Source organism: Niastella sp. sgz303648 (assembly GCF_059587045.1).
The window spans coordinates 80,822-95,183 of the sequence record NZ_JCAPSW010000006.1; the positions used below are offsets into that span (position 1 = coordinate 80,822).

Consider the following 14,362-nt stretch of genomic DNA (forward strand, 5'->3'; position numbering starts at 1 on the left):
AGTACCACGGGCGGTGTATGGAACCCTCTAACTCTCCAGCCACTTCTTCAGCACCTCACTGATCTTTACTACTTCTACCATAAAGCCATCGTGGCCGTAGGCAGAGTCGATTTCGATCAGTGTACTGTTGGGCAGGTGCAGTTGCATATGGCGTTGTTCTTCGAGCGGACAAAGAATATCGCTGGTAATGCCAATAAGCAGCGTTTTTTGCTGAATGGAGTGTAAAACCACCTCGGTATTGCCGCCACGGCCGCGGGCAATATGGTGGCTGTCCATGGCTTTGGTAAGCAGCCAGTAGCTGTAGGCATTAAAACGTTTAACCAGTTTATCGCCCTGGTAATCGATATATGACGAGGCTTTGTAATTATCCAGCTTTTCGGTATCGGTATCGGTTTGTTTTTGCACCATAATGCCGTAATTGCGGTAGGTAAGCATGCCAACGGCGCGGGCGGCTTTCAGGCCTTTTTGACCGGCATCGGGGGTATTTTGCTTCCAGGTGCAATCGGCCTCAATGGCCAGCCGCTGGGTAGTATGTACGGCAATGCCCCAGGCACTTTCGGAAGGGGAGGTAGCCAGCAAAAACAGGCGTTCGATCACGTTTTTTTCCGTCAGGCTCCATTCCATGGCCTGGTAAGCGCCCATACTGCCGCCCATTAATAAATGAATGGAGTCGATGCCCAGGTGCCGGCGCAGCAAAATATGGGCATTTACCATATCTCGGATGGTGATCAGTGGAAACTGATGGCACCAGGGCTGGCCGGTTTGCGGGTTGATGCTCAGCGGACCGGTTGTTCCGTAGCACGAACCCAATATATTGGCGCAAACAATAAAGTACTTTTCGGGGTTAATTACACAGCCGGATCCTACCACTCCCTGCCACCAGTCGGCGGCGTCGGAGTTGGCGGTAAGCGCATGACATACCCAAATCACGTTGTTTTTTGCGGCATTCAACGTGCCATATGTATGATATGCAATGGTTAAGGAGGGCAATTGTTGCCCGTTTTCGAGTTTAAAAGGTTGCTTATATTCAAAATACTTCATTGGCCCCTGGCTATAAATTCAGGGTGCAAAGTAAATGCCTGCATGAATTACATTTGCAAAAATCTTTAACATGATTAAAATTGAGCTGGAAAGGGTTAATGGCGACTATGGATTTGAGGCAAAAGACACTTTGGGACATACCGTACGCATTGATACCAGCCCCGATGGCGGAGGCACTAATTTTGGCGTTCGACCCATGCAAATGCTGCTGATGGGTTTAGGCGGCTGCAGCGGCATCGATATCGTTTCCATACTTAAAAAACAGCGCCAAACCATCGAAAATTTCAGTATGAAGATCGAAGGCGAGCGCGAAGCCGGCAAAGAGCCCTCACTTTGGAAAAATGTTACCATTGTGTTTGAATTAACCGGTAATATCGACCCCGATAAAGCCAAAAGGGCCTGCGAATTGTCGATGGATAAATATTGCTCCGTTGCCGAAACCTTACGTCGCGCCGGAGGTGAGCTGAAGTGGGAGGTAAGGGTTAATCAGAAATGATGAATATTGAATATTAAATGTTGAATGAAGAAGTGGGTACCGGACTTTTGTTGCATTATTAAGCTTCCGTTGCGTCGCACTCTTCAGCGTTCTGAACAATGCCCGGCATTGAAAAAATAAATAATCAACAGGTAATAGTATATCAAATATATCAGAGGCGTTTCCGGGGGGAGGCAAACCGCAACTGGCAACCGGCAACTGGCAATTGGCAATAGGCAACAGGCAATAGGCAATTGGCAACCGGTAACAGGAAACAGGTAGCTGGTAACTGGTAACTGGAAACAGATGACTTTTTAAAGTGCGGCAGCAACCACAAACTACAAACCACAAACAATAAACTGTTCTCATGCATCCCATAACAAAAGCAATACGCATTCATACCGATCGTACCAATGAAATGGAGCACTCGTCGCCCCTGTTTTTAACCAGCAGCTTTTGCTTCGATAATGCCGAAGACATGCGGGCGGCCTTTGCCGATGAAACCAATGATAATATTTACAGCCGTTTCAGCAACCCCACGGTGCAGGAGTTTACCGACAGAATGTGCGCCCTCGAAGGCGCCGAGGCCGGTTATGCCACCGCATCGGGTATGAGTGCCATTTTTGCTTCGTTTATGGCGCTGCTGAAAAAAGGCGATCACCTGATATCGTGCAATGCCATCTTTGGCAGCACCCACACCGTTATAACCAAATACCTTCCCAAATTTGGTATCGAGTATACGTATGTGCCGGCCGATAAACCCGAAGAATGGGAAAAAGCCGTACGCCCCAATACCAAAATGATATATGTTGAAACGCCTACCAATCCCGGTTTAGATATTATTGACCTTGCAGCAGCATCGGCCATTGCCAAAAAGCACAAACTTATTTTTAATGTCGATAACTGTTTTGCTACACCGGTAAACCAGCGTCCGATCGACTTCGGCGCCGACCTCGTAGTGCATTCGGCCACCAAATGGATCGATGGGCAGGGGCGCGTGCTCGGCGGCGTTATAGTGGGCAAAAAAGAGCTCATTCACGACATCTATTTATTTTGCCGCAGTACAGGGCCGGCTTTATCGGCTTTCAATGCATGGGTATTGAGCAAAAGTCTTGAAACGCTCGATGTGCGCATGGAACGCCATGGCAACAATGCCCTGCAACTGGCCAAAGCGCTGGAAGGTCATGCAAAGATCAAGTGGCTTAAATATCCTTTTTTGCCCAGTCATCCGCAACACAACATCGCCGTAAAGCAAATGAAAAACGGGGGCGGTATTGTTTGTTTTGAGCTGGCAGGCGGTTTACAAAGCGGCCGTAAGTTTTTAGATAGTCTGCAAATGCTGTCGCTCACCGCCAACCTTGGCGATACCAAAAGCATTGCCTCGCATCCGGCGAGCACTACACATGCCAAGCTCACCGAGGATGAGCGCCTGGCTGTAAATATTACACCGGGTTTAATACGTATCTCCGTTGGTTTAGAGCATGCTGACGACATAATTAATGATATTCGCCAGGCGCTGGATAAGTGTTAAGGACCTAATGGTGAGTCACTCTCCAAAGAGTGGCTCATTTTTTCTAAATGACCGAAATCATGATTTTTGATGTTAGTTATCATAAAAGTGGGTCTTTTTGCAAGGTACCTTTGATCTGATTCTTTTTCATAATAAAAAGTTTTAAAAATTGAGCTGGTAAACGGGTTGGTTCTCCATCCCGTTTCTTTTTTTTATAGCTATTCTAAAAGTTACTTTTTCCCGCCTGCAAAAAAATTTCACATCAATGGTATTGCAAATGCGCTGTTTATATTAGCCTAAGGCAAAGCAGGGATAAGCCTGCAAACGGTGTGATTTATGGATAATCAAGTTATAAATTACAGTCAAGCCAGTGATAAGTCAGATCTTTAAAGATGTGGCTTATATGTGGGTTATCTCTGGCTTATCTGTGAGTTATCCTCAAATTTGACAGGCTTTTGGGTAGAAGGTCCTGTATTTGGTTGTTGCCGCAACTATGCAGGTGTTATACTTCAATTTTGGGTTTTCAAAATCCTAACCGCAATCAGTAAAATGCATGTTATTCATCATAAAGCGGTTGTGCCTGCCACTGTACTTTTGAAGCAGATTCTTTTTCATAATAAAAGTTTTAAAAATTGAGCTGGTAAAACGGGTTGGTTCTCCAACCCGTTTCTTTTTTACCTGAACTAAAGAAAATCGTACCTTATAGGTAAAAGAAGGGATATGAAACGGCAGGCGCTGGAAGATGTAGTTAACAGGTACATTGAACAAATTGAAAAACACAGCGATCGTGTGCCCGGTAATTTTGATCAGTCAGCTATTCACGATCTGCGTGTGGGTTATAAAAAGATCAGGGCCTTTTTGCGGTTGCTTCAGCTTGAGCCTGATGCCGGTGATTTGCAAATACCCGATAAGCTGAAAGCCGTTTATCAAACCTCGGGTAAAGTAAGAGATCTGCAATTATTTTTGGTGCAAATTGGCAATGCAACCGATGTTGCGTCATTGCCTTTTTATTGTAAGTGCTGCAACCAACAATTATTTGCCTGTAAAGAACAGGCGGTACAGGCGATTGAGGATATACAATTCAAAAAAGTTATTCAATCAATTAAAAAAGAATTGCCCGGTCATTTAAAGACAGATACCCTGCGAAAATTCATGCAGCAAAAGATAGCTGCTGTTCATATTGTTTTACTGGCGGCTGATAACGAAAAAGACCTGCATACCATTCGCAAGCATCTGAAGGATATTATTTATGTTATTCGCATTTACGAGCACGATCTGAAAACGTCTTTTCCCCTACACGAATATATAAACGAAAAAAAGCTGAGCGATATGGCCGTCCGTTTGGGCGATTTCAACGACTGCTGTTTGGCCGTTTCGTTGTTGCAAACGCTTTGCCTGAACGAGCGTATGAACAATGAAAAATCCCTGTTGCAACAGCTGCAACAAAACTGGGTTCATCAAAAAGAAGAACAGCAAAAGAAAATGCTGCAGGAGGTGCAGACGCTTACCCCAGCACCTTTTCCATTTGCATACTCCTTGACCCTTTAATTAAAAAGTAGGTATCGGTAAATTGTTGCTTTTGAAACCAGGCAGCAGCTTCGGCGGCATTGGCCATTTTTTTATAGGGATGATCGATTTTTAAAAAGTCGCCGCCTACCATCACTACTTCGTGCCAGTTATATTGCTTAATTAAGTTAATAATGGCTTCATGCTCCTGTACGCTTTCACTTCCCAGTTCGGCCATACCGCCCAGCATTAATACTTTTTGTTTTGCGTGTATACCTGCGAAGTTTTCAATAGCAGCCTTCATGCTGGTGGGATTGGCATTGTAGGCATCCAGAATAAATTTGTTGCCGTTTTTTTCAATCAACTGCGAGCGGCTGTTGGAGGGTGTATACTTTTCAATCGCTGTTTTTATTTTTTCGTCGGGCACATTAAAATATTTACCCGCTGTTACCGCAACCAGTACATTCGGCAGGTTATATGAACCAACCAGTTGGGTTTGAATTGCAGGTAAACCGGCCCCTTTTGAAATAGCCACACTTAAAAACGGCTCGCTTTGTTTAACCGTGCCGGTAATATCAGCGTCGCCCGTTGTACCGTATTTTACAACGGTTGGTATGCCCTTGCTCATAGTTTGCAGGTAATCGTAATCCCACATTACAAAAGCAGTTCCGTTGTGTGTGCGTAAAAAATCGTACAGTTCGCCTTTGGCCTTGCGAACACCTTCAATGCTGCCAAAACCTTCGAGATGTGCTTTGCCGCAGTTGGTAATAATGCCGTGTGTGGGCTGTGCGTATTCGCAATAGCCGGCAATTTCTTTCAGGTGATTGGCGCCCATTTCTATCACCGCCATTTGCGCATCGTACTTAATCGATAAAATGGTAAGGGGTATGCCTATATGATTATTCAGATTGCCCTGGGTGGTGTAGGTAATGTAGGAGGCGCTCAGCACTGCATGCACCAGTTCTTTGGTAGTGGTTTTGCCATTGCTGCCCGTAATAGCTATAAATGGAATATTAAATTGCTGCCGGTGGTATTTGGCCAGTTGCTGCAGCGTGGTCAGCACATCATCTACAACTATTATTCGGCTGTCGGCAGTGGCTGGTGCTTCATCTACTACTGCATAGGCCGATCCTGCTTCAAGCGCTGCATTGGCAAACTGGTTAGCGTTGAAATTCGGTCCTTTCAATGCAAAAAATATATCGCCTTTTTTCAGTTTCCGGGTATCGGTTTGTACCGAAGGATATTGCCGGTATATATTGTAAAGTTGAGCAATGGTCATAGGACAAATTTAAGGCACAAGTTGCAAGGAACAAGAAGTAAGAAATAGGGGGAGGTCGTGAATGGTCAATGGTGAATGGTCAATGGTGAATAGGGAGTGCTGCCGATTGACTATTGACCATTCACCATTCACCAACAAAAAAGCCACCCACTTTCGTGGATGGCCTTTTACTAATTTGAATACTCCATTTATCGTTTGCGGGTATTTTGACGGCGTTTCGGATAATCGATACCGGTTTTGCGTCCGTTACCTTCAGGGCTACCAAGGCGATCCATAGCGCAACGGAAACCTACTGTTGAGCTTCCCTGATCTTCTTCCATGTAACGGCGGGTGCCTGGGCTTAACCAGTAAGGACGGTCGTTCCAGCTACCACCTTTAATTACTCTCGATTTATCGCTGATGAGAGTGGTTACACCATAACCACGGCCGGCTTTCGCGTTTTCAGCAACATCCATGCCGCCATAACCAACACCGCTGATCAGTGAGTCACCATCGAGGTAGTTGATTACATTACCTTTTTGATAGTTGCGGCGGTTTTTGCTTTCTTCATCAGTTACAAAAACTGTTTTTACGCGGCCTAAGCTATCTTTTTCAAACTCACCATCTTTATTGCGGTAAACGTTTTGGTATTTGTTACCACGATAAGGAGAAATATCATCTTCATCGGTGGGCGACAGCGGACGGTAGATATCACCTACCCACTCGCTAACGTTACCCGACATATTATACAAACCAAATGAGTTGGGGTAGAAAGAAGTTACCGGTGCAGTGTATACAGCGCGGTCGTTCAAACCACCGGCCACACCCATGTTATCACCGTTTCCACGCTTGAAGTTGGCGAGGAAGGTACCCTGCCAGGTTCCACGACGGCTATCGCGCAAACCATTTACGTTTTGTGTCCAGCTATATACCTGTTTGTTGGTAATCAACTCTTCACCACGGTTTCCTTCTTTACGACTGGGGTTAGGGTTTTGACCAACCAAACCCAGGGCAGCGTATTCCCACTCAGCCTCTGTTGGCAGGCGGTAGTTCGGTAACAGAATACCATCTTCGAACGAAACGGTAGTTCTGGGCGTACCATTGGGATTTTTTAAAGGGTTCTTTTTAGAACGAACCTGGTTACCGGGAGTAGGCGTGGTTAAGCCAAGCAAATACGCTTTGGTATTGAATGACTCGCCGCCTTGTCCCTGTATATTTTTAAGACTGCTTTTGTTGATAAATCCTTTATCAAGCAATGCCTTTTCGTTTACGCGGTCGCCGCGCCATAAGCAAAAGTCATGTGCCTGCCTCCAGGTTACACCCACAACAGGGTAGTAGTTATAAGAGGGGTGGCGGAAATAATATTCAACCAAGGGCTCGTTGTAAGCCAGCTCACTGCGCCATACCAGGGTATCGGGCAATGCACCTGCTCTTACATCTTTAAATTCATCGCCATCAAAAACCATGTTTACCCAGTACAGGTATTCGCGGTAGTGTATATTGGCTACTTCGGTACGATCGATGTAAAATGAGTTTACTGTTTTACGGGTAGGAATGTTATTCCAGTCACCCATAACATCTTCTTCAGTGGCACCCATGGTAAAAGTACCACCCTGAACAAACACCAGGCCCGGACCGGTACGTTGTTCCTTTTCGTGGGATACCTGGTATCCGCCCATGTTCTTGTCATTGTAATTCCAGCCCGTTACGTCCGACTTTCCGGATTTGGACGCTGACGACTTACAGGAAGAAACTGCAGCCGCGCAGGATAATACGATAAATAGGTTTTTCAAATTCATTTTGATGACTTTTACCTTTGGTTCAATTTGGTTAAACGCTATAGTAAAGCAAATATTGTACGGATTTTTTATTGCTTTTCCACAAACTTCATAGGGAGGGCGAATATACCTGATTTTGTTAAAACAACCTGTTTACCAGCCTGTTTTAGGTGCCATAATTTAAGATACTATTTAGAAATTGGCCCTATTGGTAGAATATACCCTGTGTCACGAAAAATATAGAAAAAAATGTTATTGGTCGCGTAGGTCGAAATCACTTATTTTTGAACGAATGATTTGCAGCCCTGTTATCCGCCTTATGATGGCAGGCATATTTGTAATAATAAATTACATGCCGGCCTTATCCCAACGTGTATATACGGCCAATTCGGTGTTGGCGCTGGGTAACTGGTATAAAATAAATATAAGCGCACCAGGCATTTATAAAATCGACCTTCCTTTTCTGAACGCCCTCGGCGTAAATACATCTTCCTTATCTTCCTCATCTGTTCGGTTATTTGGCAATGGCGGCCAAATGCTGCCCGAAAAAGCAGGTGATCCCAAAGCCGATGACCTAGTTGAAAATGCCATTTGGGTCGAAGATGGGGGCGACGGCCTGCTGAATGGCGCCGATTACATCCTTTTTTACGCTCCCGGTCCCCATGCATGGATTAAAGATTCAGTCAATAAAACCTTTCATCATCAAAAAAACGTATACAGCGAAACCGCATCGTATTTTTTAACTGTTGGTTCTAACGGAAAAAGAATCGCTACGGCCAATTCTGCTACACCGGCAAATACCACCATTACCCAGTATACCGGCAGCTGGTTTTATGAGCTGGATACGGTAAACTTTTTAAGCAGCGGCCGGCAATGGTATGGCGAAGAATTTTCCGATGCCCCCGGTAAAACGCTCACCCGTACCTACTCAGTTAATCTTCCCAATGTATCAGGGTCGGGTTCGGTTACTGCCGCCTGTGTGGCGCGCTCCTTCGGTACCAATGCCCGCTTTACCGTACGCATTAATAATCAGTCTGTAACAACCGTTGATGTGCCTGCTACGGGCACCGGCAATTATGACCTGTTTGCTCAGGCCGGCCAGTCATCGGCCCCATTCGCGGCCACTTCACCGCTTTCGGTGAGGATCGATTATTCAGGCAGCTCAAACAGCCAGGGCTGGTTAAACTGGTTCGAAGTATTTGCCCGGGCCGACCTGTCGATGAACGGCATAAACCAGTTACCCTTTCGCGACTGGAACAGTGTAGGCTCCGGAAATGTGGGCAGTTTTATCATAAAAAATGCCACTTCCGCCCTGCAGGTTTGGGATATTACCAACACTCGCGAACCGGTACGTATGCAGGGCAACCTCACTGGTACCGACTGGCGGTTTGTGAACGATTGCAGCCGTCTGCACGAGTACATCGCCTTTAACAATACCGGCTTTTTAACACCGGTGGCTGCCGGACCAGTGCCTAATCAAAATCTGCACGGCGGATCGCCTGCCAATTTTATTATTGTAACTCACCCCGATCTGCTGGCACAGGCCCAACGGTTGGCACAATTTCACCGGCAGCACGACAACCTGAACACCACCGTAGTAACTGTTAATCAGGTATATAATGAATTTTCATCGGGCTCGCCCGACCCCGCGGCCATCCGTGATTTTGTAAAGATGTACTTCGACAGGGCCAATGGTGATTCTACCAAAAGCCCACGTTACCTGCTGCTGTTTGGCGATGCTTCATTCGATTACAAAACCCGCATTACCAATAATACCAACCTGGTTCCCGCCTGGGAAAGTCCCGAGTCGGTTGATCCGCTATCGACCTATACCTCCGACGACTTTTTTGGTTTTCTGAACGATAATGACGACATCAACGGCACCGGTGTTTATCAGCTCGATATCGGTATCGGCCGCATTCCTGCCAAAAATGAACGCGAAGCGCAATCCATTGTTGATAAGATCATCAGCTATCACGACCCTAAAAGTTTAGGGCCCTGGCGAAACGAATGCACCTTTGTGGCCGATGACGAAGACAACAACCTGCACCTGCAGGATGCAGAAGTAATGACCTCGGCAGTAACCACCGCCGACCCGGTTGAGAACATCGATAAAATTTACCTCGATGCGTTTCAGCAACAGAGCGGCTCGGCCGGCAGCCGTTACCCGGCCGTAAACCAGGCCATCAATAATAAAATATTCAGCGGTACCCTGGTATGGAACTATACGGGGCATGGCGGTTACCGCCGGCTGGCCGAAGAGGTGGTACTTGATCAGGACATCATCAATTCGTTCAACAATGCGCAAAAACTGCCTTTATTTATAACAGCTACCTGCGATGTGGCGCCGTACGACAATCCGCTGATAAGTTCAATAGGCGAAAATCTTTTGCTGCGCGAAAAAACAGGCGCCATTGCCTTAATGACCACCACCCGGCTGGTTTTTGCCTTCAGCAACCGCATCATGAATGAAAATTACCTGAAAACGGCTTTTCAAAAGAATGCCGACAGCAGCTACCGCAGCTTAGGCGATGCTGTAAAACTGGCCAAGAATACGACCTATAATTTTTTATCTGATGTGGTAAACAACCGCAAGTTTACATTGCTGGGCGATCCTGCTGTAACACTGGCTTTTCCGGTTTATCGTGTAAGAACTACGGCTATAAATGGAATAACGTTGACCGCTACCCCCGATACGTTAAAAGCTTTGTCGGAATACAGCGTCAGCGGCGTTGTTGAAGATAAAGCCGGTAATCTGCTCAACGATTTTAACGGTACTATATATCCCACTGTTTTCGATAAGGTACAAACCGTAACAACCCTGGGCAATGATCCCGGCAGCACACCTGTTCCTTTTCAGGTGCAGAAAAATATTCTTTTTAAAGGCAAGGCGCAGGTAAGCAATGGCCGTTTTAGCTATAGTTTTATAGTACCTAAGGATATCAGTTATCAATATGGTAATGGAAAAATCAGTTATTATGCCGATAACGGAAGCAAAGATGGCAATGGCTTTTTATCGAATATTATAATAGGGGGGTCGGGTAGTGGCGTGAACGACCAGCAGGGGCCTGTTATAAAGGCCTGGTTAAACGACGAAAAGTTTGTAAACGGCAGCATAACAAACGACCGGCCGATATTGCTGCTGAAGCTGGCCGATTCATCGGGCATAAATATTATGGGTACGGGCATCGGGCATGACCTCGTTGCTATTCTTGACAACGATCAAAAAAATTCTTTTGTACTGAATGAGTTTTATGAAAGTGAGCTGAACAATTACAGGCACGGCACGGTGCGGTTTCAGATGCCGGTTTTAACGCCGGGCATGCATACATTAACTATAAAGGCATGGGATGTGGCCAATAATTCAGGGCAGGCAACGCTTGATTTTAACGTTGTAGCGCAGCAGGATTTTAAATTGGATCATGTATTAAATTACCCGAATCCGTTCACTACACATACCACTTTTTGGTTCGAACACAACAGGCCGGGCGATGAACTTATTATACAAATTCAAATATATACCATTACTGGAAAAGTAGTAAAATCAATGCGAAGAACAATATTTTCGACCGGAAACCGTTCGAGTGACGTGGAATGGGATGGCAGGGATGAATATGGTAGTAAAATCGGCCGCGGTGTATATTTTTACCGGTTGAGGGTACAATCATCAGACGGTAAAGCAGCGGAAAAGCTCGAAAAGTTGTTTATATTATAGCTCTATTTATTGAAAATACTTATTTTAGCCAATCTATCGACAGGAAATTTTACCCTAAATTATTAATGTTCCGCCTCAACAGGCTTTAAACAAAGCAGAGAAAAATCCTGCCCAGTCCACGCTATTAAAAACGTTGAGCGGGTTGACCTTAAAGACAATTCAAAAAAATGAAACGAAACATCTTGAAACTAACTGCCTTTATGTTCCTGTTGATAGAAGGCAATTGCTTAAAAGCTCAGACTGATACTATTAATGTAGTCACAACTGCTGTTCCTTTTTTAAGGATTTCTCCCGATGCCCGTGCCGGTGGTATGGGCGATTTAGGAGTAGCCACTTCACCCGATGCCAACTCAGCATTCTGGAATCTTGCTAAAATTCCTTTTGCACAAAAGAACTTCAGCGTAGGTTTAACATACACTCCCTGGTTAAAAGACCTCGGGTTAAATGATGTTTATCTGCTGGCACTTTCGGGTTATTATAAATTATCTGATGATGAGGCAATAGCCGGTTCAATTCGCTATTTCAGCCTGGGTAATATTCAGTTTACCGATGGAAGCGGAAATGATTTCGGTGAAGGCCGTCCGCGCGAATTTGGTATCGATTTCGGTTATACCCGTAAGCTATCAGATAAAATAAGTTTGGGTGTTGCCCTGCGTTATATTCGTTCAAACCTGGCCGGTAACCTGGCCCAAACCGGTACCACCTACAAACCCGGTAATGCATACGCCGGCGATATTTCTTTCTTTTATAACGGCCAGAACGACATTGGTCAGGGCTGGAATTTCGGCGCTACTTTAAGCAACCTCGGTACCAAAATCGGTTATACCAATGACGCTACCCAAAAAGATTATATTCCTGCCAACTTTAGTTTAGGTACTACTTATACCAAGGCTTTTGATGAGAGTAATAAAATTTCTTTTGGTCTTGATGCGCATAAATTACTGGTGCCTACACCGCCCAGCTTTACCGGCGACCCCAGCAGGGATTCGGCGCTGGTTTATGGTTACCGCAACAAAACGGTAGTAAACAGCTGGTTCAGTTCTTTCGGTGATGCTCCCGGCGGATTTAAAGAAGAGTTGAAAGAGTGGCAGTTATCGGTGGGTTCAGAGTACTCATATAACGACCAGTTTTTCTTTCGCGCAGGTTATTTTTATGAAAATAAATACAAAGGCAACCGTAAATATTTCACTGTTGGCTTAGGTGTTAAATACAATGTGTTCGGTTTGAACTTTTCTTACCTCGTTCCTTCAGGTTCAGGTGTTAACCGCAATCCGTTGTCGAACACACTGCGCTTTGGTTTGATATTCGACCTCGATGAAATGGGTAGCGAACAACAATAATTTGAAAATTTGAAAATGAGGTAATTTGAAAATGTAGTTGCCTTATTTTTCTGATTATATTTAAGCGTTCTGTTTATCAGAACGCTTTTTTTATTTACTTAGCGAAATGTGCAATTTTGCAGGCAACAGCTGCAGTAGTTTTGCAGGAGTGACATGAATTACAGGTTCCATTTTCAAATTTTCAAATTTGCTAATTTTCAAATTGTATTATGCGAATAGGGTTTGGTATCGATTTTCATCAGTTAACTGAAGGCAGGGATTTATGGATTGGCGGTGTAAAAATTCCACATCATAAAGGCGCCCTGGGGCATAGCGATGCCGACGTATTATTACACGCCATATGCGATGCGCTGCTGGGTGCGTTGGCCCTTGGCGACATAGGCATGCATTTTCCCAATACGGATGCGGCTTATAAAGACATCGACAGCAAAATATTACTGCAAAAAAGTTATGACCTCATTAAGGCGAAAGGGTATCGCGTTGTAAATGTTGATTCATCAATTTGCCTCGAAGCGCCCAAAATAAAAAAACATTCGAGCCAGATGCAAAGGGTTATTGCCGGTATTTTGGAAATAACCATCGACGATGTATCGGTAAAAGCCACCACCACCGAACAAATGGGCTTTGTTGGCCGCGAAGAAGGACTGGTAGCGTATGCGAATGTATTGCTGGAAAAAATTTAAATGTTCGCTTTTTGCCCTTACGGTTTTAGAGAATATTTAACCACCACATCCCGTACTGAAATAATAACTTAGAAGAAGCTATGAAAAAGCTTCTTTTTTTATTGCTTGTTACTACGGCTTATTCCTGTTTACACAGAAACAAACCCGCTGTTTCAATCCCTGTATCAGATACAACCACAACTACAACTACAACATCAGATACTACTACACAATCAGATACCGGTTTAGCATTATTCAATCCGGTTGTAAAGCCGCGCGATATGGAGCAAATTCGCATACAGGATTCGCTGAATACCTTACATGAACGCGACAGTTTATTTTCAATACGGCCGGTGAAAGTGTTCACCACAGATGAAAAAGGAGAGGACTTCAATAAAATGATCGCTGCATTGATCGACACCACCGGTATAACCAAAACGCCGGTTGCTTTTTCTGAAAAATTTATTTCAACAAATGATAAAGACGGAAATCCGGTATTGCGCAGGAGCATTTACAAAAGCAGCCGTTTTGTGATTACTGTGCGTTATGTTCAGGAATATGGATATAGAAAATTATACATTAACGGGCGTGAATTGCGACCCGGCCGTGAGTTAGACACTTCTTTATCGGGAACGTATTACATTGATTGCCTGGAAATTTCCCCCGATGAGAGCGCCGTGTTAAAATTCGGTACCAAAGAATACCTTTTTCTTACCGGCAATATTGAAAAGTGCAATGGTATAGGATGTGGCGTTGCGTTTTATATTTTATATGATCCGGTTATTGAAAAGGGCATGCTGTTACAACAGTTCCGGTCTGATTTTTTGGTTGGTTTTGATAGTAAAGCCAATACTCCTGTTTTTATAAATATGGATGAATCTTCTCAGTATAGCGACCTGTTCGAATGTTTTATGTATTACGGGAAAGTGTACCGGTTAAACCATGCCGGCAAAATAAAACCGGTTACAGGTAAATCGGGGAGGCAATATTACTTTTCAGGATATTCAAAAAAAGATGTCGGTATCGTGATTATACATGGAAATTTCCCCCACGCTGAACCATAAAACAGTACGACCG

At 44.6% G+C, this 14,362-nt stretch carries 10 protein-coding genes; 7 read left to right on the plus strand and 3 right to left on the minus strand.

Annotated elements, in window-relative coordinates; all coding sequences use genetic code 11:
- Positions 1-27 precede the first annotated feature (27 nt).
- A complete protein-coding gene (metX, locus tag AC59IL_RS18555; protein WP_496553675.1) occupies positions 28-1,041 on the minus strand; it encodes a homoserine O-acetyltransferase MetX in 1,014 nt (337 codons plus the stop codon).
- Positions 1,042-1,111: 70 nt separating this feature from the next.
- Here metX and AC59IL_RS18560 point away from each other — a divergent pair, with 70 nt between their 5' ends.
- The 3 genes from AC59IL_RS18560 to AC59IL_RS18570 all read left to right on the plus strand — a co-directional run bounded on the left by AC59IL_RS18560 (position 1,112) and on the right by AC59IL_RS18570 (position 4,574).
- The gene (locus AC59IL_RS18560) at positions 1,112-1,537 is read left to right on the plus strand and encodes an OsmC family protein (RefSeq protein ID WP_496553676.1); all 426 of its coding nucleotides are present in this window, start codon (positions 1,112-1,114) and stop codon (positions 1,535-1,537) included.
- 346 nt (positions 1,538-1,883) lie between these two features.
- A complete protein-coding gene (locus tag AC59IL_RS18565; RefSeq protein ID WP_496553677.1) occupies positions 1,884-3,047 on the plus strand; it encodes an O-succinylhomoserine sulfhydrylase in 1,164 nt (387 codons plus the stop codon).
- Between the two features lie 699 nt (positions 3,048-3,746).
- The gene (locus tag AC59IL_RS18570) at positions 3,747-4,574 is read left to right on the plus strand and encodes a CHAD domain-containing protein (protein WP_496553678.1); all 828 of its coding nucleotides are present in this window, start codon (positions 3,747-3,749) and stop codon (positions 4,572-4,574) included.
- On the opposite strand, the gene AC59IL_RS18575 is transcribed toward AC59IL_RS18570, so the two are convergent.
- Positions 4,531-5,811, minus strand: a complete 1,281-nt coding sequence (locus tag AC59IL_RS18575; RefSeq protein WP_496553679.1) for a UDP-N-acetylmuramoyl-tripeptide--D-alanyl-D-alanine ligase — start codon at positions 5,809-5,811, stop codon at positions 4,531-4,533. The genes AC59IL_RS18570 and AC59IL_RS18575 overlap by 44 nt on opposite strands.
- A 188-nt stretch (positions 5,812-5,999) precedes the next feature.
- On the minus strand, positions 6,000-7,589 hold the full coding sequence (locus AC59IL_RS18580) for an SUMF1/EgtB/PvdO family nonheme iron enzyme (protein WP_496553680.1): 1,590 nt from the start codon (positions 7,587-7,589) through the stop codon (positions 6,000-6,002).
- Positions 7,590-7,920: 331 nt separating this feature from the next.
- Between AC59IL_RS18580 and porU the strand changes: the two genes are divergently transcribed.
- From porU to AC59IL_RS18600, 4 genes are all read left to right on the plus strand, one after another.
- The gene (gene porU, locus AC59IL_RS18585; protein ID WP_496553681.1) at positions 7,921-11,283 is read left to right on the plus strand and encodes a type IX secretion system sortase PorU; all 3,363 of its coding nucleotides are present in this window, start codon (positions 7,921-7,923) and stop codon (positions 11,281-11,283) included.
- Between the two features lie 167 nt (positions 11,284-11,450).
- Positions 11,451-12,623 (plus strand): type IX secretion system outer membrane channel protein PorV, encoded by a 1,173-nt coding sequence (porV, locus tag AC59IL_RS18590; RefSeq protein WP_496553682.1) that lies wholly within the window; start codon positions 11,451-11,453, stop codon positions 12,621-12,623.
- A gap of 209 nt (positions 12,624-12,832) precedes the next feature.
- Positions 12,833-13,306, plus strand: coding sequence for a 2-C-methyl-D-erythritol 2,4-cyclodiphosphate synthase (ispF, locus tag AC59IL_RS18595; RefSeq protein WP_496553683.1), 474 nt, complete (start codon positions 12,833-12,835; stop codon positions 13,304-13,306).
- A gap of 80 nt (positions 13,307-13,386) precedes the next feature.
- On the plus strand, positions 13,387-14,349 hold the full coding sequence (locus AC59IL_RS18600; protein WP_496553684.1) for a hypothetical protein: 963 nt from the start codon (positions 13,387-13,389) through the stop codon (positions 14,347-14,349).
- Positions 14,350-14,362 lie beyond the last annotated feature (13 nt).

What these genes read in the sequence shown, in the direction of transcription:
- AC59IL_RS18560 (WP_496553676.1), top strand. Translation starts at nt 1,112, where the DNA reads ATGATTAAAATTGAGCTGGAAAGGGTTAATGGCGACTATGGATTTGAG.
- AC59IL_RS18565 (WP_496553677.1), top strand. Translation starts at nt 1,884, where the DNA reads ATGCATCCCATAACAAAAGCAATACGCATTCATACCGATCGTACCAAT.
- AC59IL_RS18600 (WP_496553684.1), top strand. Translation starts at nt 13,387, where the DNA reads ATGAAAAAGCTTCTTTTTTTATTGCTTGTTACTACGGCTTATTCCTGT.
- AC59IL_RS18570 (WP_496553678.1), top strand. Translation starts at nt 3,747, where the DNA reads ATGAAACGGCAGGCGCTGGAAGATGTAGTTAACAGGTACATTGAACAA.
- AC59IL_RS18575 (WP_496553679.1), bottom strand. Translation starts at nt 5,811, where the DNA reads ATGACCATTGCTCAACTTTACAATATATACCGGCAATATCCTTCGGTA.
- metX (WP_496553675.1), bottom strand. Translation starts at nt 1,041, where the DNA reads ATGAAGTATTTTGAATATAAGCAACCTTTTAAACTCGAAAACGGGCAA.
- porV (WP_496553682.1), top strand. Translation starts at nt 11,451, where the DNA reads ATGAAACGAAACATCTTGAAACTAACTGCCTTTATGTTCCTGTTGATA.
- porU (WP_496553681.1), top strand. Translation starts at nt 7,921, where the DNA reads ATGCCGGCCTTATCCCAACGTGTATATACGGCCAATTCGGTGTTGGCG.
- ispF (WP_496553683.1), top strand. Translation starts at nt 12,833, where the DNA reads ATGCGAATAGGGTTTGGTATCGATTTTCATCAGTTAACTGAAGGCAGG.
- AC59IL_RS18580 (WP_496553680.1), bottom strand. Translation starts at nt 7,589, where the DNA reads ATGAATTTGAAAAACCTATTTATCGTATTATCCTGCGCGGCTGCAGTT.